General features: G+C 64.0%; 16 protein-coding genes. 7 read left to right on the forward strand and 9 right to left on the reverse strand.

Features of this window, described 5'->3' with window-relative positions; translation table 11 throughout:
• Positions 1–7: 7 nt before the first annotated feature.
• From hsdR to Q8Q80_RS11330, 6 genes are all read right to left on the reverse strand, one after another.
• Complete coding sequence (gene hsdR, locus Q8Q80_RS11305) at positions 8–2,395, reverse strand: type I restriction-modification system endonuclease (protein ID WP_305633050.1); 2,388 nt, start codon at positions 2,393–2,395, stop codon at positions 8–10.
• Positions 2,396–2,410: 15 nt separating this feature from the next.
• Positions 2,411–3,043 (reverse strand): hypothetical protein, encoded by a 633-nt coding sequence (locus Q8Q80_RS11310; RefSeq protein ID WP_305633001.1) that lies wholly within the window; start codon positions 3,041–3,043, stop codon positions 2,411–2,413.
• 122 nt (positions 3,044–3,165) lie between these two features.
• Positions 3,166–3,513 carry a DUF4145 domain-containing protein gene (locus Q8Q80_RS11315; protein ID WP_305633002.1) on the reverse strand — a complete coding sequence of 116 codons (348 nt, stop codon included), beginning with the start codon at positions 3,511–3,513 and terminating at the stop codon, positions 3,166–3,168.
• A 7-nt stretch (positions 3,514–3,520) separates the two neighbouring features.
• A complete protein-coding gene (locus Q8Q80_RS11320) occupies positions 3,521–4,036 on the reverse strand; it encodes a GNAT family N-acetyltransferase (RefSeq protein ID WP_305633003.1) in 516 nt (171 codons plus the stop codon).
• Between the two features lie 3 nt (positions 4,037–4,039).
• Entirely contained in the window at positions 4,040–4,333 is a 294-nt protein-coding gene (locus Q8Q80_RS11325) for a DUF1778 domain-containing protein (RefSeq protein WP_305633004.1), read from the reverse strand.
• Between the two features lie 419 nt (positions 4,334–4,752).
• Positions 4,753–5,742 carry an IS5 family transposase gene (locus Q8Q80_RS11330; protein ID WP_305633005.1) on the reverse strand — a complete coding sequence of 330 codons (990 nt, stop codon included), beginning with the start codon at positions 5,740–5,742 and terminating at the stop codon, positions 4,753–4,755.
• A gap of 93 nt (positions 5,743–5,835) precedes the next feature.
• Between Q8Q80_RS11330 and Q8Q80_RS11335 the strand changes: the two genes are divergently transcribed.
• The 5 genes from Q8Q80_RS11335 (at position 5,836) to Q8Q80_RS11355 (ending at position 10,043) form a co-directional block, all read left to right on the forward strand.
• Positions 5,836–6,051 (forward strand): hypothetical protein, encoded by a 216-nt coding sequence (locus Q8Q80_RS11335; protein ID WP_305633006.1) that lies wholly within the window; start codon positions 5,836–5,838, stop codon positions 6,049–6,051.
• Between the two features lie 197 nt (positions 6,052–6,248).
• Positions 6,249–6,905 carry a hypothetical protein gene (locus tag Q8Q80_RS11340; protein WP_305633007.1) on the forward strand — a complete coding sequence of 219 codons (657 nt, stop codon included), beginning with the start codon at positions 6,249–6,251 and terminating at the stop codon, positions 6,903–6,905.
• 1 nt (position 6,906) lies between these two features.
• Entirely contained in the window at positions 6,907–8,076 is a 1,170-nt protein-coding gene (locus Q8Q80_RS11345; RefSeq protein WP_305633008.1) for a M48 family metallopeptidase, read from the forward strand.
• The gene (locus Q8Q80_RS11350; protein ID WP_305633009.1) at positions 8,073–8,651 is read left to right on the forward strand and encodes a hypothetical protein; all 579 of its coding nucleotides are present in this window, start codon (positions 8,073–8,075) and stop codon (positions 8,649–8,651) included. The genes Q8Q80_RS11345 and Q8Q80_RS11350 overlap by 4 nt, the downstream gene beginning before the upstream one ends.
• An 84-nt stretch (positions 8,652–8,735) precedes the next feature.
• Positions 8,736–10,043, forward strand: coding sequence for a GGDEF domain-containing protein (locus Q8Q80_RS11355; RefSeq protein ID WP_305633010.1), 1,308 nt, complete (start codon positions 8,736–8,738; stop codon positions 10,041–10,043).
• 15 nt (positions 10,044–10,058) lie between these two features.
• Here the strand turns inward: Q8Q80_RS11355 and Q8Q80_RS11360 are convergent, their stop codons facing one another.
• Entirely contained in the window at positions 10,059–10,970 is a 912-nt protein-coding gene (locus tag Q8Q80_RS11360; protein WP_305633011.1) for a sensor domain-containing diguanylate cyclase, read from the reverse strand.
• 5 nt (positions 10,971–10,975) lie between these two features.
• Entirely contained in the window at positions 10,976–11,800 is an 825-nt protein-coding gene (locus tag Q8Q80_RS11365) for an EAL domain-containing protein (protein WP_305633012.1), read from the reverse strand.
• A gap of 464 nt (positions 11,801–12,264) precedes the next feature.
• On the opposite strand from Q8Q80_RS11365, the gene Q8Q80_RS11370 reads away from it, so the two are divergent.
• Complete coding sequence (locus Q8Q80_RS11370; protein WP_305633013.1) at positions 12,265–17,934, forward strand: PAS domain-containing protein; 5,670 nt, start codon at positions 12,265–12,267, stop codon at positions 17,932–17,934.
• A complete protein-coding gene (locus Q8Q80_RS11375; protein WP_305633014.1) occupies positions 17,931–19,127 on the forward strand; it encodes an EAL domain-containing protein in 1,197 nt (398 codons plus the stop codon). The genes Q8Q80_RS11370 and Q8Q80_RS11375 overlap by 4 nt, the downstream gene beginning before the upstream one ends.
• 108 nt (positions 19,128–19,235) lie before the next feature.
• On the opposite strand, the gene Q8Q80_RS11380 is transcribed toward Q8Q80_RS11375, so the two are convergent.
• Positions 19,236–20,240 carry a LysR family transcriptional regulator gene (locus tag Q8Q80_RS11380; RefSeq protein WP_305633015.1) on the reverse strand — a complete coding sequence of 335 codons (1,005 nt, stop codon included), beginning with the start codon at positions 20,238–20,240 and terminating at the stop codon, positions 19,236–19,238.
• Positions 20,241–20,250: the final 10 nt, after the last annotated feature.

Below are 20,250 nucleotides of genomic sequence, written 5' to 3' on the forward strand. Positions count from 1 at the left end.
CTGATGGTCAGGCGGCGGCTTGGGGCCACAGGCCGTCGGCCAGGGTGTTCATCACTTGTTCGAGCTGGCCACCCAGCAGCTTGTCCAACTGCTTGGCACCGCCGTCGTTGGCAAACGCGGTGTTGACGAAGCCATGGTCGATGACGATTTCGTGGGTGAGTTGTCTGGCCAGGCGATCCAGCCACTTGCGCTGCAGCGGTGTCCAGGCCTGGTGGGCGAATAGCTTCTGCGTGGCGCGGGCCACGCGCTGATCGAATGGCAGCAGCGCCTCGCCCAATGCGGCTTGGCGGATGTAGGCGATGACGCCAGCGGCAATGTCCTGGTTGCTCTGCTTGCGCCAGGCGGCCTTGAGATTGGCCTCGGAGTAGCCAGCACCATCGAGCAACAGGCGAACTTCTTTGAGCTGCTCGCGCGTGAGGTCGCGCGGGCGGTTCACCACGGTGGCGATGGCGGCTGACTGGTTGAGCTGTGCGCGCACAAAGTGGCTGAAACTGTCCAGGTAGTCCTGGGGCTTGGTGTATTGGCCCCAGCTCTGTGTGCGTTCACGCAATTCGTCGGCGTGTTGCGAGATGACGGGCATGTACGCCGTGCCGAGCAACTGCTGTACTTCGGCCAACTGCAGCAGAAGCCGGGTGTTGTGGCGCAGATAGTCAGCGGCGGCCTGTGGGCCGCCTTCTCGGCCCAGATCGTGCAGGTAGCGGTGCAGATTCTGGGGCGCCACGCCCCATTGCTGTTCCAGCTCGTCAAGGCGCTGCCGCAAGGCCGGGCGCTTCTCGGCCTTGTGGGCGGCGTCGCGCAGCACCCGCATGAGCTTCTGGTTCAGCTGGTCCAGCACGTCGTGCGCGTGGCTGCGGTCGGGCGTGCTGCCGGGCGCCTCAAGCGCGGCCGGGTTGTTCAGCTCGTCGAGCAGTTGCTCCAGCGTGACCTTGGGGTCCTTCACCAGCGGCTGCATGGTGTTGACGGCCTGCAGCGTGGCGTAAAGGTCCACCGGGTCGTAGATCTTGAAGACGGTTTTGCCGATCTCATCGCAGCGGCGCGTGGCGCGGCCGATCATCTGCTCGTACAGGATGCGCGACTTCACGCGGCGCATGAATACTAGGTGGCAGATGGGCGGCACGTCGATGCCAGTGGTGAGCAGGTCCACCGTGATGGCGATGCTGGGGTAGCGCTCATTCTTGTAGCGGCGGATGAGCTGGTCCACCTTGTCGGAAGCGCCGGTGATCTTCTCCACCGCAGACTGGTTGTAGTGTTCGCCGTGCACGGCCTTGAAGGCATCGCCCAGCAGGCGTTTCACCATGTCGGCATGGGCGTCGGTGGCGCAGAAGATCATCGTCTTCTCTTCGCCCATCGGGTCCAGCTCTTGAGCCAACTGTTCGCAGATGACGCGGTTGAAGTCTTCGCTAATGACGCGCTTGTTGAAGCTCTCCAGTTCGAAGTGCAACTCGTCTTCGAGTTCGGCCGATTCGATCTCGCCGGTGCTCAAGTTGATGGCTTCCACCTGCTGGCCGCTGTCGAAATGAATGCCGTGGCGGCTGAGCAGGGTCTGGTAGCGGATGGGCGGTTCATGGTCGATGAGCCAGTCGTCAGCCACGGCCTCGCGGTACGAATAGGTGTAGACAGGGCGGCCGAAGATTTCTGTGGTGTGTCGCGCTGGCGTGGCCGTCAGGCCTACCTTGACGGCATCGAAGTAGTCCAGCACGCGGCGGTAGGTGGACAGGTATTGGGCCTGGTCGCGCAGGGCGAGCTCGCCCTCGGTCATGTCCTGGTCCAGCGTGTAGCCACGGTGTGCTTCGTCCACGATCACGCAGTCGAAGGCATCGACAGCGGGCGGGCCATCGCTGGCGAAGATGCGTTTGACCATGGCCTGCACTGTTGCCACCTGAACGCGGGTTTCGGCCTCGGCTGCCATGTCGCCGAGTTCGGCAATGTTGTAGATCTTGGACAGCGGTTGGCTTTGCTCTAGCGGTGCTTCATTGAAGACGTCCAGAGCCTGGTCGCCCAGGGCTGTGCGGTCCACCAAGAACAGGATGCGGCGGAATCGCTCGGCCTTGAGCAATCGGTAGATCAGCCCGATGATGGTGCGGGTCTTGCCCGTGCCGGTGGCCATTGCCAGCAGGCAACTCGTCTGCCCGGCTGCCAGTGCCGATTCGACGGCTGCAATGGCCTTCTGCTGGTAGTCGCGCAGCCCGAGATAGGCAAATCCCTCCTGCTGCAACCGCGCCTCGGCATCGGCCCTGCTGCGACGCAAGTGGTCCAGCAAGCCGTCAGGCGAGTGGAAACCCTGCAGCGGCTTGGCCAGATTGGAGGCTTGGCGCACATCGCGGAACCACGTGCCACTGGCCTCAGGGCTTTGCTTGATCAGCGGCCGGCCGTTGCACGAATAAGCAAACGGCAGCTTGAAACTGCCGCCCTAGCCGTCGGACCAAGGCATTCCTCGGCCTTCGGCCAGCCAGGCCGGCTCATGCTCAGCGTTGAGGCCAAAGCTGCGGGCGTAACGCTCTGCCTGGCCGATCTTGCCGGCGACGTTGATGTTCAGGCGCTTTGCTTCCACAGCGGCCAGTGGCGACAGGCCGGCAAAGAGCACGTAGTCGGCACTCTGCTTACCTTGCGTTGGCCACTCGGCAATGGCCAGGTTGCGCTGGCGATCCGGCCGCGCGCCCTTAGCGTGGGTGAGGGCGTGGGTGTCGGCCTCCCACCCTGCGTCTCGGAGCATCTGGTCGATCAGCAGGCGGGTGGCTGCTTCGTCCATCGTGACCTGCTGCGCCGCCCGGAAGGCGCGCTGCGAGAAGCGCTGAATGTCTTGTGCAGTTGCTGCTGCGGGCTGGGCTGCAGCGGCCTGCAGCTTCGCGTCGAACTCCGCTTTCAGTGCGGCGTACCGGGTGCTGGCCTCATCAGCCAAACTTTCGTAGATGCTGCGCTCTTCGCTCGCGCGTGTCGCCAGGTCTCGCTCTTGCTCGGCCTGTGCTGCGAGCAGCGTGACCAGTTGTTCCTTGGCGGCCTGCTCCGTTTGGGCTTGTTGGAGATCTTTCGCCAGGGCGGCCACTTGCTGCTGCAGCTCGACCAGTTTCTGGCTGGGATCGTCGGGCAGGATGAACGGGCCCGACTTGAAGTCCGGCTCCGATCCGAAACTGCGGTGGAACCACAGGGCGACTTCACGGGCGACCTTTAGCGCTTCGATTCCTTCGCGGTACCCGATGCCGTGGCCGCCTGATGCGCTGCTTCATTGCCGCGAACTCGCAGCAGATGGAACATCTGGCGCACCTGGGCGTCCAGGCCCAAGCGCTGGTCTACGGCGCGCAGCAGTTCGGCCTGGGTTGGCTGTTGGAGGCGCAGACCGATTCGGGAAGCGACTTCTTGCGTCAGCGACTCCGCCAGTAGGCGCAGCTTGAGCACGCAGCTGGCTGGGTCGAAGGGAAACAGCCTCTCGGCTGTTGCTCCGAGATCGGCCAGAAGCGGCGCGTGTTCGGCGAGGAAGCCGAAATTGCCGGTTCGTTCAGTGGGTGCGGGCGCCATGTGCGTATCACCCGCCGAGCAATTGGACGACCGTGCCCATGGGCACGAACAACCGGCTGGGTTGGACCTGCAAGGTGAGAAAGCCGTAGTGCCGATAGAATGCTGCTGCAGCTTCGTCCTTGGCATCGACCACCACTGCCATTGCTGCGATTTGATCGGCATGGGCCAGGCTGCGGTGCAAGGCATCGAGGAGCAGGTGTTCCCCAAGCCCCTGGCCCTTGGTGGACTGATCGACGGCCAGCCGGCCCAGCAAGGTAACGGGAAGCTGCGGATAGCGCGGCAGCTTGCGGGCCAAGTCGTCAGGCAGGTCGGCGAGGGTCAGCACCGAGGCCGACAGCGTGTAGTAGCCGAGGACACGTGCGTTCGGCGGACTCACTGCGACGAACGGCGCGGCTACGCGTTTGTCCGCGTCTTGCCGAGCCTGTTGCTTGAGATAGCGGTCGAGCGCTTCCGCGCCGCAATGAAAGACCGTTCGGTCGTGCCGTCGGCCCAGAGGCTCGACCGTGATGTTGGTCAATGCCACCGGCTATGCGCCGGTGCGTTGGCGATAAGCCTTGGCTGCGCGCTTGAGGCGCGCGTTCGGCTCCGGCGGGTTGAGCAGAGCTTGCACGAAGGCCAGTTGCTCTTCGCGCGACAGGCGGATCGACTCGTGCTCGGCAAGCACCCGGCGCGCTGCATCCTGTGCGCTGGCGACGACAAACTCGCTCAGCGTGCGGCCGGAGAGTGCCGCCGCCTGCTGGAGCAGATTCTTCTGAGCCGCGGACACGCGGGCTTCGAGCCGGGCGTCGCGGGTGGTGTCGAGGGTGTTTTGATTGGCCATGGTCGTCTCCTTGATCGAAATGTACGGCAAGTGTCCGTACGTGGCAAGCGCCGGGGAATCCATCGCGTATGCGAAATCAGGCGATTGGCGCAGCCCCTTGCATACGCAGCGGCCATGTGCCGTCGAGCAATCGCGCGGCGGGCCGGGTCAAGGGCGGGCGCAGCCCGGCGCCTGTTGACGACCATCCAGCACGCCTCGATCTCCCTGCCTAAAACTTCAGCAGGGTAGTCAATCAAGGGTGGGTCAGATTTCGATGCAATTTAAGGAACCGCTGATCAAAGGCACCCGTCCGGTATTTTCTGTCCCGAAAGTCGTGTTCCGGAAATTCGCGTCTTCATGACACCGAATTTCGCCTGTTTTTCACCCCTGAATCACTGATCCGAGTCTTTTCGAAGGTCATTGCCTCCGTTTTCGCGTCCTCAGGACGCAACTGTCCTGTACGGTGCGCACAGCGTTCGCTGCGACAGCACCAGATTCGCCATCGCGAACAGCACCTGCAACTGCGCCGTGTTCTTCGCCAGCCCCTTGTAGCGGCACTTGCGGTGACGGAACAGGTTCTTCACCACATGGAACACGTGCTCGACCTTCGAGCGGATGCTCGCCTTGGCGTGCTCCGCTTGCTCGATCAGCTTGCGCACCGGGTCAGCTTCATCGAGCTTCTTGTAGGTCGAGCGCCTGCGCGCAACGACAAATTCGGCTTTGCAGTCCTTGAGCGCCTCGCGCTTGTTCGCGCCCTGGTAACCGGCATCCGCATGCACATGCTTCTCCTCACCGTGCAGTAGCTGGTGCGTCTGGCTCACGTCCGATTCATTCGCCGCCGTGGTGACCATCGAATGCACCAAGCCGGTCTGCGCATCCACACCGATGTGCGCTTTCATGCCGAAGTACCACTGGTTGCCCTTCTTCGTCTGGTGCATGTCCGCGTCGCGCTCGCGTTCCTTGTTCTTCGTCGACGGCGGGGCGGCGATCAGCGTGGCATCGACAATGGTGCCTTCGCGCAGGATCAACCCCTGCTGGCCCAGTTGCTCGCGGATCAGCGCAAAGATGCGCGCCGGCATGTCGTGACATTCCAGCAGCCGACGAAATTTCAGCAGCGTCGTCGCGTCCGGCGGCTGGCGCTCGATCAGATCCACCCCCACAAACCGGCGTACCGCAATGCTGTCAACGATGGCGTCTTCGATGCCCTCATCCGACAGCCCCAAGCAGTTCTGGCACAGGTACATGCGCAGCATCGTTTCCAGCCCGACCGGCGGACGACCACGCTCGCCACGGTAGTAGTGCGGCTCGATCAGCCCAATCAGTGCCGACCACGGCACCAGTCGGTCCAGGTCGGTCAGAAACTTCTCCTTGCGCGTCGGCTTGCGACGCGCCGAGTACTCAAGATCGGCGAAGCTGGTCTGTCGTTTCATCGGGATGGTTGCAAGACTCGGGATGACTTGGGCATTCTACGGGGGCAGGATTAAATCAGTGTTTCCTTAACCCCGCAAGTGGGTCAATTCTGGATGGTCGTCATCAAGTTTTCGCGCAACGAGATTCTCGACCCGAAAGGCTGGGTGCGGCTGAACGACCTGATGGACGCCCGCGCCGGGCTGGGCCGCTTCCGTGATATCCGCATCAGCAACTACGCGCCGATGATGGATCTGATCCAGTACTGCCGCAATCACACGATCACCGACATCCTGCAACTGCCCGACGTGCAGGAACGCGTCGAGCTGTAGTTCGACCAGGCCGAAAAGGCGAAGGCGCATCATGGGCTGTCGAGTCGTGCCCGGCGGCAGCAGCGCAATCTGACCGCACGTCTGCGCGTTCCCACATTTTTTTCGCATAGAATCGGTGCCCCGGTCCTCGCTGTTGGCATGTCGCGATATCGCGTTTTTCAATTCGCCCCGTTCTGACCCTTTTTTTTTCGCTTGCCGTGTTGCTGCTTTGCCTGGGCGCCCGCCCGGCATGGTCGCAAGCGGCCACGGCGCCTGAATTCGGCCGTCTGCCGGACAGTGCGCGCATCGTGCTCATGCCACTCGACGTCGAGCTTTTTTCGGTCGGCGCCGGAGGCGTTGCCGAGCCTCAGGCGCAATGGACCGATCAGGCAACCAGGCTTCTGCGCGATTCGGTGAGACGGCGCGAAGCCTCACTTGGCGTCACCTTGCACGAAACCGACCTGAAGGACGACGACGCAGTCGCACTGAATCACCTGCACGGCACGGTCGCCACGGCGATTGCGCTGCACCACTACGTCGCTCCCTATGCCTTGCCGACCAAGGAAAAGCGCCTCGAATGGCATATCGGTGCTGACACCGCGCGGCTGCGCGACGCCAGCGGCGCCGACTACGCCCTCTTCCTGTACATCCGCGACAGTTACGCCACCGCCGAGCGCAAGGCGGCCATCGTGCTGGCCGCCATGATCGGCCTGGCCATGCCGGGCGGCATCCAGACCGGCTACGCCTCACTGGTCGATTTGCGCAGCGGTGACATCGTGTGGTTCAACCGTCTGCTGCGTGGCACCGGCGACCTGCGCGAAGCCGAACCGGCGGAAGAGTCGATCAGCGCCCTGCTCGAGAAGTTTCCGCGCTGACATGCGACGTCGTGATCTGCTCTGCGGCTGCTGCGGCGGCGGACTGCTGACGCTCTGGCCCGGCCGCATGGCAGCGGGCGTGGCCGACACACCACGCTTTGCGCGGCCGGATCTGGCCAGCGACGAAGGTGGCCTGTGGGCGATGATGGACCGCGAGGAAGAGCGCCTGCGCCGTTCGCGCTTCCTGCTCGGCGACGACGCGCTGCAGCGCTATGTATCCGACATCGCCTGCCGGCTGGCTGGCGATCACTGCCCCGACATGCGGGTCTATCTGGTGCGCACGCCCTACTTCAACGCCAGCATGGCGCCCAACGGCATGATGCAGGTGTGGAGCGGCCTGCTGCTGCGTGCCGCCAATGAAGCGCAGCTGGCTGCCGTGCTGGCGCACGAGGTCGGTCACTATCTGAAGCGGCACAGCCTGGAGCGTCTGCGCGACGCGCGCGCCAAGGCCGGTTTCGCACAGTTCCTGGGGCTTGCGCTGGGGGCGGCGGGTGCCGGCAGCATCGGTCAGGTGGCGCAGCTGGGCGTACTGGCCAGCGTCTATTCCTTTTCGCGCGACCACGAGCGCGAAGCGGATGCAATCGGGCTGGAACTGATGCATCGCGCCGGTTACGACGCCGGCGAAGCCGCCAGGGTCTGGGCGCAGCTGATCAAGGAAAACGCCGGCGAAGACGGGGGCGGCACGCTGCTGTTCGCCACCCATCCGTCGGCCGACGAGCGTCGCGACACGCTGAAGGCGGCTGCCACGACACTGGCCGGTGACCGGAATCCCGGCGAGACACACGCCGAACGCTACCGCGCGCACATCGCGCCGCTGCGCCTGCAGATGCTGCAGGACGAACTGCGCCGACGCGTACCGGACAGTTCGTTGCGCCTGTTCGACCGCCTGATGACCCACCACGGACGTGACGGACAACTGCTGTATGCGCGGGCCGAAGCACTGCGCTCGCGCGCTCGCGACGACGATCTCGATCAGGCACTTGCCGCGCTCGGCGAGGCTGAAGCTCATCCCGACCGGCCGGAAGAAGCCGTGCGCTTGCGTGGCCAGATCCTGCGTAGCCGCAACGACGCCGACGGCGCGCGCAAGGCCTTCCGCGACTATCTTGAACTTCGACCCGGCGCGCCTGATGCGCCGATGATCCGCAGCTATATCGAGACCCCTGCACCATGAAACTGATCTGCCTGCTTTGCCTCACCCTTCTGCTGACCGGCTGCGGCGGCCAGTTCAAGCGGGTCGAATCGGCCCCTGTTATGGTGCGCGGCAGCATGGAAGTGCAGGCCGGCGGCGACTGGAACCACCACACGCCGTACGGTTCCAGACACCGGGAAATGTGGACCCAGCACGGTCTGCCGATCGATCGGCTGGCGTTCTTCAGCGGTGTGGCCGACGGTGTGGCCCTGGACGACCTGGCGCCGCGCAATGGAAAGCCGCCGCTGTTCCGCAGCACTATGTCGCCGGAAGACACGGTCGGTCTCGTGGAAACCATGCTGGCCGGCAATGGTGGCCAGTTCCAGTTGCAGTCCCTGGCGCCCGACACGGTATCGGGCAGCCCGGGCTTTCGCTTCGAGTATCTCTACACGGCGCGCAGCGAAGAGGTGGAGCGCGCGGGGGCAAGCCGTGGTGCCGTCGTCGGCGACCGGCTTTACCTGATGCTTTTCGACGCGCCGCGCGGTCGCTATTTCGACCGCGGCAGGTCTGCGGCAGAGCGGCTGATGGACAGCCTGCGCATCGTGCCGGCGCGTTGATCGTCCGTTGACCGCCTGACTGCGCACGAGGCGCGCAATCAAAATTCACCCGCCAGGCCGCGCTCGCGTAGTATTTTCCGGGCCATGCCATTACCGCCGATACTTGCGAAACGGGCCTTCCTCGACCTGCTGCCCGACGCCATATGCGTGGTCGATGAACACGGCCGTTTCGTGTTCGTCAGCGCGGCCTGCGAACGCATCTTCGGCTATACGCCGGACGAAATGATCGGCCGCGCGATGATCGATCTGGTGGCGCCGGAAGACCGTGCCCGCACGCTGCAGGCGGCGGCCGACATCATGGCGGGCGAGCACAAGCTGAATTTCGAGAACAGCTATGTGCGCAAGGATGGCCGGCGCGTGCATATCCTGTGGTCGGCCCGCTGGTCCGACTCCGACCGGCTGCGCATTGCGGTTGCGCGCGACATCACGGAGCGCAAGCGTGCCGAAGCCACACAGGCCGCGCTGTACGCGCTGTCCGAAGCGGCGCACGCAGCAAGCGACCTGCCGGCGCTGTGCGCCCATATCCGGCTGATCATCGACAGTCTGGTGCCGGCCAACAACTTCTTTGTGGCCACCGTCGACGGCGACGGCGTGCTCAGCTTTCCCTACAGTCTCGACGAACATCGCGCGGCGCCGCCCCATGCGCTGTGCAGCGAAGTGGTGCGTACCGGGCAGTCGCTGCTGCGCACCGGCGCCGCACCCGAGGCCTGCTGCTGGCTGGCCGTGCCGCTGAAGACCGAGCATCGCACGACCGGTGCGCTGGTGCTCAAAAGCATGCCGGGCGAGGCCTGCTATACCGATCGCGACCTGGCACTGCTGCACTTTGTATCGACCCAGGTTGCCACCGCCATCGAACGCATGCAGCTGCTGGCACAACTCAAGCGCATGGCCCGGTTCGACGAACTGACCGGCCTGCCCAACCGCGCGCTGCTGCGCGACCGGCTCGAAACCGCGCTGTCGGCCGCGCGCCGCGAGCACACACACATCGGCCTGCTCTATCTGGATCTCGACCGGTTCAAGGAAGTGAATGACACGCTGGGCCACTCGACCGGCGACCGTCTGCTGCAGGAAATTGCGCAGCGGCTCAAGCACTGCGTGCGCGATGCCGACACGGTGGCGCGCGTTGGCGGCGACGAATTCGTCGTGCTGCTGCCCGGCATTCCGCAGCCGGAAGACGCCCTGGTGGTCGCCCGCAAGATTCGCAGCGCGCTCGGCCAGCCCGTCGCGCTGGGCGGTCGCCACCTCACGGTGTTGCCCAGCATCGGCATCGCGGTCTATCCGGATCACGGCGAAGATGCGCTCGCCCTGCTGGAAGCCGCCGATCAGGCGATGTATCGCGCCAAGCACAGCGGCGACGACTGTCGCTGGGCCGGTGCGGCCGACGAGCTCTAGCACACGCCGTTCAGGTCAGACGATGACGTAACGGTTGCGACCGCGATTCTTCGCCGTGTAGAGCGCCCGATCGGTGCGGCGGAACAGCGTCTCGGGGCAGTCGTCGGGGCGTACCGCGGTCACACCGGCGGAAAACGTGTAGGCCGGCAACCGCGATGGCATGAGTTCGGGCAGCTGCAGCCGGTTCAGCAGCATGGCGACACCCGAAATCTGCAAGTCGGGCATGATCAGCAGGAATTCCTCACCGCCGATGCGTGCCGCCACATCGCTTGCGCGGATGCCGCTGCGCAGGCGCTCGGCGAAGTCGCGCAGCACCTGGTCGCCGACGTCGTGTCCGTGCAGGTCGTTGCAGGCCTTGAAGTGATCAATGTCGATCATGACAAGAATCAACGTCGTATTCCCGGTGACCGATGCCGCAACCGCCGCCTGCAGGTATTCGAACGCGTAGCGACGGTTGTACAGGCCGGTCAGCGAGTCGCGCTGCGACACATGCAGTGCGTGGTCGTAATTCTGTTGCAACACGACCTCGCGCCGCTTCAGGTCGGAAATGTCGCTGGCCAGCGTCAGCACACCGCCGCCCGCGTCGATCGTTTCGACCACCCATACCCAGCGCCCGTCGGTCAGGTCGGATTCGAAGCTACGCGTCGGCCGGCTGCGCCGGCGCAACCGCACGGCGGAAATCCAACCGTCGATGTCGTCAGTGTCGATCAGCACGCCCTGCCGCGTTGCGTGGCAGTTGCGCATCATGTCTTCCCAGCTCGGGTGGTCCGCCGCAACAACGTTGTAGCTCGACTCGAACCAGCGGTTGGCATAGCGCAGCACATCGTCGGCGTCGAACCACGCGATGCCGGCGGCAGCATGGTCGAACAGGCCGCCTGGATCGAACGCAGCCGCAGCGCCTGCAAGGGGTGCGCAAGACAGTTTCATTCCGGCTAGATTCGATCGGAGGTGCGCCTGCGCGGCGGCAGCACGCGTGACGGATCAGGCCAGGCGAGCGGGTCCACGGCGGCAATGGAATTGAAGGCCGCTTTCGCGAACAGCCAGCCCTGCATCAGCCGCACACCGGAGTCGATCAGCACATCACGCTCGGCCACGGTTTCGACGCCCTCGGCGATGACGGTGATGCCCAGTTCCTCACAGGTGCGCAGCACGCCGCGCACGATGGCGCGGCTCGCACGACGCTGGTCGATGTTGCGGATCAGTTCCATGTCGATCTTGATGTAATCCGGCTGGAACAGCGCAAGCAGGTTCAGGCCCGAATAACCCGCCCCGAAATCATCGATGGCGGTCTTGAATCCAAGACGCTGGTATTCGGTGAATATTTCGCTCAGCCAGCGCGCATCGCCGACCCGTTCGCCTTCGGTCGCTTCGAACAGGATCTGCTCGACCGGAAAGTTGAAGTCGCGCGCGGCATCGAGCGTCGCACGAATGCACACTTCGGGGCGGTAGATCGCATTGGGCAGGAAATTGATCGACAGCAGTTCGGACATGCCCAGGCGTGCTGCGCCCTCGATCGCCGTGCGGCGGCAGATCTGGTCGAACCAGTAGCGGTTCTTGTCATCCACCTTGTCGAGCACCGAAGCCGCACCTTCGCCGGCCGGTCCGCGCACCAGCGCCTCGTGCGCGAAGATGCTGCGATCACGTACGTCGACGATGGGCTGATAGGCAAAGGAAAGCTGGAACTGGGCATCCGCGGGCGACTTGCAGCCTGAACAGCCGGTGGTTTTGGGTTGGATGTCGATGATGGAGCGGGTCATGGCCTGATTGATCGGTGCGGGTTTATACGTCGTCTTAACGGGTGGCCGCACCGGAACTTGATCGCGTTCGACGCTGGAAATTCGTGTTCAGGATCTTCTGCCGCGCCATTTCAAAGCGGCCGCACCGCCTGCCGCACTCACAAAAAACACAGCACACGAACCTGCACGCCAGCGTTCAGGGCGATGGTCCTGATGCCGCACAAGGCTTTGGATAATCAGTAAGACACGCCCTGCACGTGTTGCACGCTTGATCCATCCGGTCGATCATGACGATGCAGTCAGGTGAAAATGAGCGATGTGCCAGTGGTTCTGAAACAGACGGATACAAAAGGCGTCGCGTTCTCCGGTTGTCCGTCGATCCGACCGTCCACAATCAACGCTTACCAGTGCGCAAGCTGACATGCGCAGCGTCCTTTGCTGCGCCCGAACGATCGAAGCCGGCCACAAGGAGCTTGAACGCAATCATGCAAGCCCCGCTGCCTGCAAACGAAGCCGGCCGTCTCGCTGCCCTGGCCGAATTCGACATTCTCGATACCCCGGCTGAACAATCGTTCGATGCGATCACCCGTCTGACGGCCGACATCTGCGCGATGCCGGTCGCCCTGGTTTCGCTGGTGGCTGGCGATCGGCAATGGTTCAAATCGGCCGTCGGCACCGATATCGAACAGACACCGCGTTCAGTGTCCTTCTGCGCGCACGCGCTCGATTCTTCGAGCACGCTCGAAGTGGAAGACGCGCTCACCGACCCCCGATTTGCCGACAATCCGCTCGTGACGAGCGGCCTGAAAGTGCGCGCCTACGCGGGCGCTCCGCTGGTGATGCCGGGCGGAGAAATTCTGGGTACGCTGTGCGTGATCGACTGGGTGCCGCGGCGTCTTGACGCGCTGCAGCGCCAGGCGCTCCGGACGCTGGCCGATCAGGTGATGGCGCAGCTCCAGCTACGCCGGCAACTGCAGCTGCGCGCACGGACCGAAGCAGCGCTGCACGAGAGCGAGGAACGCTGGCAGTTCGCTCTGGCCGGTAACGCCCAGGGGGTATGGGACTGGAATATCGAAACCGGAGAGGTGTTCTACTCCGGGCGGTGGAGCGCGATTCTTGACCACGCGCCGTCAGACATCGCGCCCACACCCGACGCATGGTCGTCGCGCGTGCACCGGGACGATCTTGCGCAAGCGCTCGCGCAGCGACAGGCGCTGCAGAATGGTTCGGCGCCAACGTACGCAGCCGAATACCGCATGCGTTCGCGTGACGGTCATTACATCTGGGTGCTCGACCGCGGCATGGTCGCCACCCGGGATCGCAACGGTCGGGCGCTGCGCATGGTCGGCACCCACTCCGACATCACGGTCCGCAAGACCGCGCAACATCAGACTGAACGCATGGCGGCGCTGCTCGAGGAAGCACAGGGCATCGCTGCAATGGGCAGCTGGGAATTCGATCTCGACAGCAAGGTACTGACCTGGTCAGCACAGACCTGCCTGCTGTTCGGTATTGCCCCGAAAGATTTCCGCTGCACTTTCGATGAATTTCTTTCGTACATCGTGCCCGAAGATCGCGCTGCCGTCGCCGCGTGTATCCATGAGCAGACGCTTGCCGGGAGCATCGTCGAGAACACGTATCGAATACGTCGCCCGGACGGCGAAATCCGATGGATGTACGAGCGTGGCAAGGTGGTGTTCGATGGCGATGGCCGGCCGCGGCGGCGCCTGGGCATGGTGATGGATACCACCGAGCGGGAACAGGCTCGCGAGGCGCTTGCATCGACTGAAAAAAGCTTCCGCAAGGTGTTCGAGGACGCCGCTACCGGCATCGCGATCACGACGCCCGACGGGCGTTTCGTCGCAACCAATGCAGCTTACCGCCGCATGCTCGGCTACCCGGAACACGCGTTGCTGACGTGCACCCTGTGGTCGATCACGCATCCGGATGATGTTGCGGTGGTTCGCACCTTGATCGATCAGTTGCAGGTCGGTGAACGTGACAGCTTCGTCCTGGAAAAACGCGACCTTGCTTTGAACGGCCGGACTATCTGGTGTCGCATGAGCGTGTCGATGCAGCGCGATGCAGCGGGTGTGCCGCACAGCATGATCGGCGTGTGCGAAGACATCACGCAGCAGAAAGAGACCGAATCACGCCTGATGCAGACCGAGGCGCTGCTTGCCATGGCCTCGCGCGTCAGCCACCTCGGCGCCTGGATCATCAGGTCGCCCGACCACGCGATGATCTGGTCGGATGAGGTCAGACGCATCCACGGACTGCACCCGGACGAGACGCCCAGCCTCGATCAGGCACTGCAGTTCTACATCCCCGAACACCGGCCACTGGTCAGCACGGCAATCATCGAGTGCCTGAACTCCGGCGCGCCATTCGACCTTGAACTGCAGATCTTGACCGCTGCCGGGCAGCGGCGCTGGGTGCGCACGACCGGCGAAGCAGTACGCAACGCAGCCGGCGGAATCGTGCAGCTTCAGGGCGCGCTCCAGGATGTGACCGAACGCAAGGACGCGGAGTTGGCGCTGCGGGAAAGCCGGCGCGAACTGCTGACCCTGATGACCAATCTGCCCGGCATGGTCTATCGCTGTCGGGCGGATGAAGAACGAACGATGGAATTCGTCAGTGAAGGCGTCGTCGATCTCACCGGCTACAGGCCGGACGAGCTGATCGGCGACGGCGCCACGCACTACGCGTCGCTGATTCATCCCGACGATCGCGCCGGCGTCAAACGCGCCTTGTTGGCGGCGCTGCAGACCGGTCGTCCGTTCGAACTGAGCTATCGAATCATCACCCGGGACGGCAGGGAACGCTGGATGTGGGAGCGCGGACAAGGCATATTCAACCCGGAAGCCGACCGGACCACCATCGAAGGCGTCGTTTCCGACGTGTCTCAGCGGCGCAAGGACGAAGAGCAACTGCGTCTGCTCGAAACCTGTGTCGCGCACATGGGCGACATCATCGTGATTACCGAAGCGGAGCCGGTCTCGGCGCCGGACGGACCGCGCATCCTGTTCGTCAACGATGCGTTCGAACGAGTGACCGGCTACTCGCGCGAGGAAGCCATCGGCCGGACACCGCGCTTCCTGCAGGGGCCGGTGACCCAGCCGGAGGCGCTGGCCCGTTTGCGCAGGGCACTGGGCGAGTGGCAGCCGGTCCGCGAAGAGCTGATCAACTACAGAAAATCGGGTGAATTGCTGTGGCTGGAACTGGAAATTTTCCCGATCGCCAACGACAAGGGCTGGTACACGCACTGGGTCGCGATCGAGCGCGACATCACCGAACGCAAGCGCGCGGAGCAGGCCCTGCGCGACAGCGAGGACCGCTTCCGCAGGCTGTCACGTGCAACCAATGACGCGATCTGGGACTGGGACCTGCTTTACAACACCCTGTGGTGGAACGACGGGCTTGAAACGCTGTTCGGCTATGACCGGATGAAGGTCGAGCCGACCATCGAATCGCGCATCTCACGCATCCATTCCGCCGATGTGGCGCGCGTGATGGAAAGCATGACCCGCGTCATCGATGACGGCAGCGAGCAGTGGTCCGACAGCTATCGCTTCCGGCGCAGTGACGGCAGCTACGCCTATGTGATAGACCGCGCTTACGTGATCCGTGACCCCGACGGCTTTCCGAAACGCATGCTGGGCGGCATGACCGATATCACCGATCGCAGGCTGGCCGAGGAAGAACTGCGTACCGTCGCCAGTCGGCTTCAGCACTACCTTGCCGTCAGCCCGGGCGTGACCTACGCGCTGGCCGTGCAGGGGGACCGCGTGGTGCCCGAATGGGTCAGCGACAATATCAAGTGGCTGTTCGGCTACCTGCCGGAACAAACCATGGCGCGGGACTGGTGGGTGTCGAATGTCCATCCCGACGACCTCGAAGGCGCGCTGCCCCGTGTGCGCGAAGCACTTACGCAGGGCCATGTCATCCACGAGTATCGTTTCCGCACGCTGAATGATCACTGGATGTGGATCAACGACCGCATGCGGGTCGAACGTGATTCGAACGGCTCGCCGATCCGCATCGTCGGCGTGTGGACCGACGTGACACTGCGCCGGGAGGCCGAGCAGGAACTGACGCGATACAAGACCCGGCTGGAAGAGCTGGTGCTGTCCCGCACCGCCCTGCTCGAAGAGGCGCAGCGGCAGGCCGAAGCAGCCAACCAGGCCAAAAGCGTATTCCTGGCCAATATGAGCCACGAGATCCGCACGCCGATGAACGGCGTGCTGGGCATGCTCGAAGTGCTGGCGCACGGCAAGCTTTCGCCAAAGCAGGAAGACATGGTGCGTACCGCTCGCGAATCCGGCCGCATCCTGCTGGGCCTGATCGACGATGTACTGGATTTCTCGAAGATCGAAGCCGGACGCCTGGACATTGCGTACGAACCGGTGGCGGTGCCGGATCTTGCCGAGAGCCTGTGCGACACCCTGCTTCCGGTGGCGGAGGGCGTCATGGTCGATATCAGTGTATTCGTCGATCCGGACATCCCGTCGCAGCTGCTGACCGATTCGGTACGCCTGCGCCAGATTCTGTACAACCTGGTCGGTAATGCGATCAAGTTCTCTGGCGGCCGCAAGCACATGCGCGGCCGGGTCAGCCTTGATGTGGAGGTGGTGTCCAGCGATCCGCTCCGCCTCACCTTCAGCATCCGGGACAATGGCATCGGCATGCCGGAAGAGACGATCGTCAGATTGTTCACGCCATTCCTGCAGGGCGAAGGTTCCGCCACACGCCGCTTCGGCGGCACCGGGCTTGGCCTGAGCATCTGCCGGCGACTGGTCGAACTGATGGGGGGCACCATCGCGGTCTCGAGTGCGCCCGGCGAGGGCTCGCTGTTCACGGTCGAGTTGCCGTTCGTGGCGGCGGACGAACAGACTCCGCCCACGTTGTCCGATCTGTCAGGCGTGTCATGCATCGTGCTGGACGACGCGCTGTTTCCGGCGCTTCTACGGCGCTATCTTTCGCACGCCGGTGCTTCGGTACAGGCAGTCGCCAGCGCCGACGAGGCGGCGATGCGCGCCGTCGGATGCGCGCCACCCGTCGTGCTCATCCGCAGCGCCAACGCGCGTGATCAGACATCGGTGCTGGAGAGCCTGGACGAATTGCACCATGTGCTGATCACGCACGGCAGACGCAGGCGGCCACGAATGGCGGGTGTCGATGCGGTCAGCCTTGACGGAGGCGTCCTGCACCGCGCTGCGCTGCTGCGTGCGGTCGCGATTGCCGCAGGGCGCGCGTCGCCCGAAATCATCAACGAGTGGACGGCTCGCGAAACACTTGATGCGATTGCGCCGCTGTCCGTCGCGGACGCCCGGGCAAAGGGCGAGCTGATACTGATTGCGGAAGACGATGCCATCAACCAGAAGGTCATCCTGCAGCAGCTCGAGCTGCTCGGTCGCACGGCCGAGGTGGCCACCAACGGAAAAGAGGCATTCAGAATGTGGGCGGCCGGCCGTTATGCGCTACTACTGACCGATCTGCACATGCCTGAAATGGACGGCTACACGCTGTTGCGCGCCATCCGTGCCGAAGAGGCTGCGTGTGCGGACGACCTGGCGTCATTCCGGAGGCCGCTGCCGATCATTGCCCTGACCGCGAATGCACTGAGCAGTGCCGCCGCGCAGGCGCGTACCGAAGGATTTGACGACTATCTGACCAAACCGCTGGCGCTCGACATGCTGAAGGCGACGCTCGAACAGTGGATGCCGGATTCGGAACCTGAACCGGACCGGGGTGGCGACACGGGTGCGCAGGACAACTGCGAAATTTTCGACCCGGTTGAAATGCGGCGCTTCCTGGGCAACAAGGAAAAAACCATCCGTGGCCTGCTGCAACTTTTTCTGGAACGCGCCGTGCAGCAGTGCGAGGAACTCCTGCAGCATTGCGCCAACGGTGACGCAAGCTCGGTAGCAAGCGTTGCGCACATGCTCAAATCATCATCGCGATCGGTCGGCGCCGTAAAGCTGGCGGAGTGCTGCACGGATATCGAGCAGGCGGCGCGGGCGGGCCGGACAGCGAGTTTCGCGAAGCAGTTGAAGCGGCTGGACCGGATCTACAGCCGCACGGACGCAGCAATACGCCGCTATCTCGCGGAACCCGTCATCCATCACGACGATCGCACGGAACCGCTGAATTGAACGTACTGATCATCGATGATGACCCGTTCGCGCTGACGCTGCTGTCACAGCAGCTCAACGAGCTCGGAATGCGAGGCGTGCAGACGTGCGACAGCGCAGATGGCGCGCTGACACGTCTTGCCGATCGTGCCGAGCACTTCGACGCGCTGTTCTGCGACCTGAACATGCCGGGCATGGATGGCATCGAGTTCCTGAGGCATCTGGCGCAAACCGATTATTGCGGCGGCCTCGTGCTGATCAGCGGCGAAGACCAGCGCATCCTCGATACGGTTGGTCGCCTCGCCAGTGCGCGCGCGCTGAAGCTGTGGGGTGCATTGCACAAGCCGTTCGGGCTGGATGCCCTCAAAGCGGTGCTCGATTCGGCGCTGACACGTTCCGGCGATACCCGCGCGAGCGCACAGGGCGCGCTCTATCCAGCGGATGCGCTGTTGCAGGCAATCGACGACGGACAGCTCGTCAATCACTACCAACCCAAGGTTGACTTCGCAACCGCCAGCGTAGTCGGGGTCGAAACCCTTGTGCGCTGGAAGCATCCGGCCGACGGTCTCGTCTTTCCGGACCAGTTCATCGGCACCGCGGAAGCACACGGCCTGATTGACCGACTGACCCATGCGGTGCTTTCCCGTGCGCTGTGCGATGCTGCGCAGTGGAACGGTCTGGGTCAGACACTGCGCGTGGCAGTGAATGTATCGATGGACAATCTCGTCGCACTCGACTTTCCGGACGAAGTCGCGCGCGCGGCGCAGATAGCCGGGGTGCCGATTTCGCAGCTGGTACTCGAAGTGACCGAAAGCCAGTTGATGCGTGACCCGCTTGCGTTGCTCGACATCGTGGCGCGGCTGCGCCTCAAGCGCATCGGCCTGTCGATCGACGATTTCGGCACCGGGTTTTCTTCGCTTGTGCAGTTGCGCGATATTCCATTCGACGAACTGAAACTGGACCGCAGCTTCGTGCACGGTGCCAGCACCAGCACATCAATGATGGCCATCCTGCGCGCCAATCTCGGCATGGCCCGCCAACTGGGGCTGCGCACCGTCGCCGAAGGCGTCGAGACCCGCGAGGACTGGGACTGCCTGCGCCAGCTCCGCTGCGACGTCGCACAAGGCTATTTCATCGCGCGTCCGATGCCGGCGGAACGGCTGCCCGAGTGGCTCAGCACCTGGAACACACGTCGTCTGGAACTTGTGTCGTAGCCGCGGGCCGACGCAGCCTGTGCGCGAATGGGTGCGCAAGCTGTCGCACGTCGATTGGGGACGATGCCTGACGCCGATCAGTCCGCGCCGTGGACGTGCGCGAAGCAGCTAGGGCTGCATCGCCATGTCCGGCTGGTCCAGCAGGCCCTGCAGCGTATGCCCGTCCTGCGTGCCGACGAAGCTGCATTCGGTGCTGTGGCCATCGCAGCGCCCGAGAATGGGGCAGCGGCTGAACAGTTCGGCTGCCCAGTCCACGAACGCACGCACCTTGGGCGACAGGTGCCGGTTCTGCAGATAGACGACCGATATCGGCATCGGTGACGGCTGCCACTGCGGCAGCACCTCGCGCAGCGCGCCCGACTGCAGGTGCGCATGCACCATGAAACGCGGCGGCTGGATGACGCCGAAACCCTGCAGACCGCAGGCGACATAGGCGTCGGCGTCGTTCACCGACACCTTGCCCGGCACCTTCACCTCGACCACCTTGTCGTCGACGACGAAATCAAGATCGATGACGCGGCCGGTACGGCTGGAAAAGTAATGCACCGCGCGGTGGTCCTGCAGGTCGTCGAGCGTGCCCGGCGCACCATGGCGCTCGAGATAGTCGGGCGCGGCGCAGGTGACCGTTTCCATCGTGCCGATGCGTCGCGCAACCAGCGTCGAATCCTGCAGTTCGCCAACCCGGATGACGCAATCCACGCTTTCGCGCACCAGGTCGACCGGACGGTCTCCCATGCCGATCACCAGTTCGATGTCCGGATAGCGGCTATGGAACTCGCACAGTCGCGGGATCAGGAACAGCCGGCCGACCGGCGCCGGTACATCGATGCGCAGCCGGCCTTTCGGCCCGCGCGATACCTCGCGGAAGGACGCCTCGGTCTCTTCGATGTCGGCCAGGATGCGCGCGCAGCGCTCGTAGTACGCCGCACCATCCGGCGTCAGGCTGATCCGCCGCGTGGTGCGGTTGAGCAGCCGCACGTGCAGCAGGTTTTCCAGGTTCTGCACCGCCGTGGTGACGGTGGCACGCGGCAGGCCGAGGCTGTCGGCGGCACGGGTAAAGCTGTTGGAATCCACGACGCGGGTGAATACCTGCATGGCCTGCAAACGATCCATGGTGCAGCTC

This window comes from Methyloversatilis sp., from assembly GCF_030698125.1.
Classification (GTDB): domain Bacteria; phylum Pseudomonadota; class Gammaproteobacteria; order Burkholderiales; family Rhodocyclaceae; genus Methyloversatilis.

What these genes read in the sequence shown, in the direction of transcription:
- Q8Q80_RS11315 (WP_305633002.1), bottom strand. Translation starts at nt 3,513, where the DNA reads ATGGCGCCCGCACCCACTGAACGAACCGGCAATTTCGGCTTCCTCGCC.
- Q8Q80_RS11365 (WP_305633012.1), bottom strand. Translation starts at nt 11,800, where the DNA reads ATGACCCGCTCCATCATCGACATCCAACCCAAAACCACCGGCTGTTCA.
- Q8Q80_RS11380 (WP_305633015.1), bottom strand. Translation starts at nt 20,240, where the DNA reads ATGGATCGTTTGCAGGCCATGCAGGTATTCACCCGCGTCGTGGATTCC.
- Q8Q80_RS11360 (WP_305633011.1), bottom strand. Translation starts at nt 10,970, where the DNA reads ATGAAACTGTCTTGCGCACCCCTTGCAGGCGCTGCGGCTGCGTTCGAT.
- Q8Q80_RS11335 (WP_305633006.1), top strand. Translation starts at nt 5,836, where the DNA reads ATGGTCGTCATCAAGTTTTCGCGCAACGAGATTCTCGACCCGAAAGGC.
- Q8Q80_RS11355 (WP_305633010.1), top strand. Translation starts at nt 8,736, where the DNA reads ATGCCATTACCGCCGATACTTGCGAAACGGGCCTTCCTCGACCTGCTG.
- Q8Q80_RS11370 (WP_305633013.1), top strand. Translation starts at nt 12,265, where the DNA reads ATGCAAGCCCCGCTGCCTGCAAACGAAGCCGGCCGTCTCGCTGCCCTG.
- Q8Q80_RS11330 (WP_305633005.1), bottom strand. Translation starts at nt 5,742, where the DNA reads ATGAAACGACAGACCAGCTTCGCCGATCTTGAGTACTCGGCGCGTCGC.
- Q8Q80_RS11345 (WP_305633008.1), top strand. Translation starts at nt 6,907, where the DNA reads ATGCGACGTCGTGATCTGCTCTGCGGCTGCTGCGGCGGCGGACTGCTG.
- Q8Q80_RS11350 (WP_305633009.1), top strand. Translation starts at nt 8,073, where the DNA reads ATGAAACTGATCTGCCTGCTTTGCCTCACCCTTCTGCTGACCGGCTGC.
- Q8Q80_RS11325 (WP_305633004.1), bottom strand. Translation starts at nt 4,333, where the DNA reads ATGGCCAATCAAAACACCCTCGACACCACCCGCGACGCCCGGCTCGAA.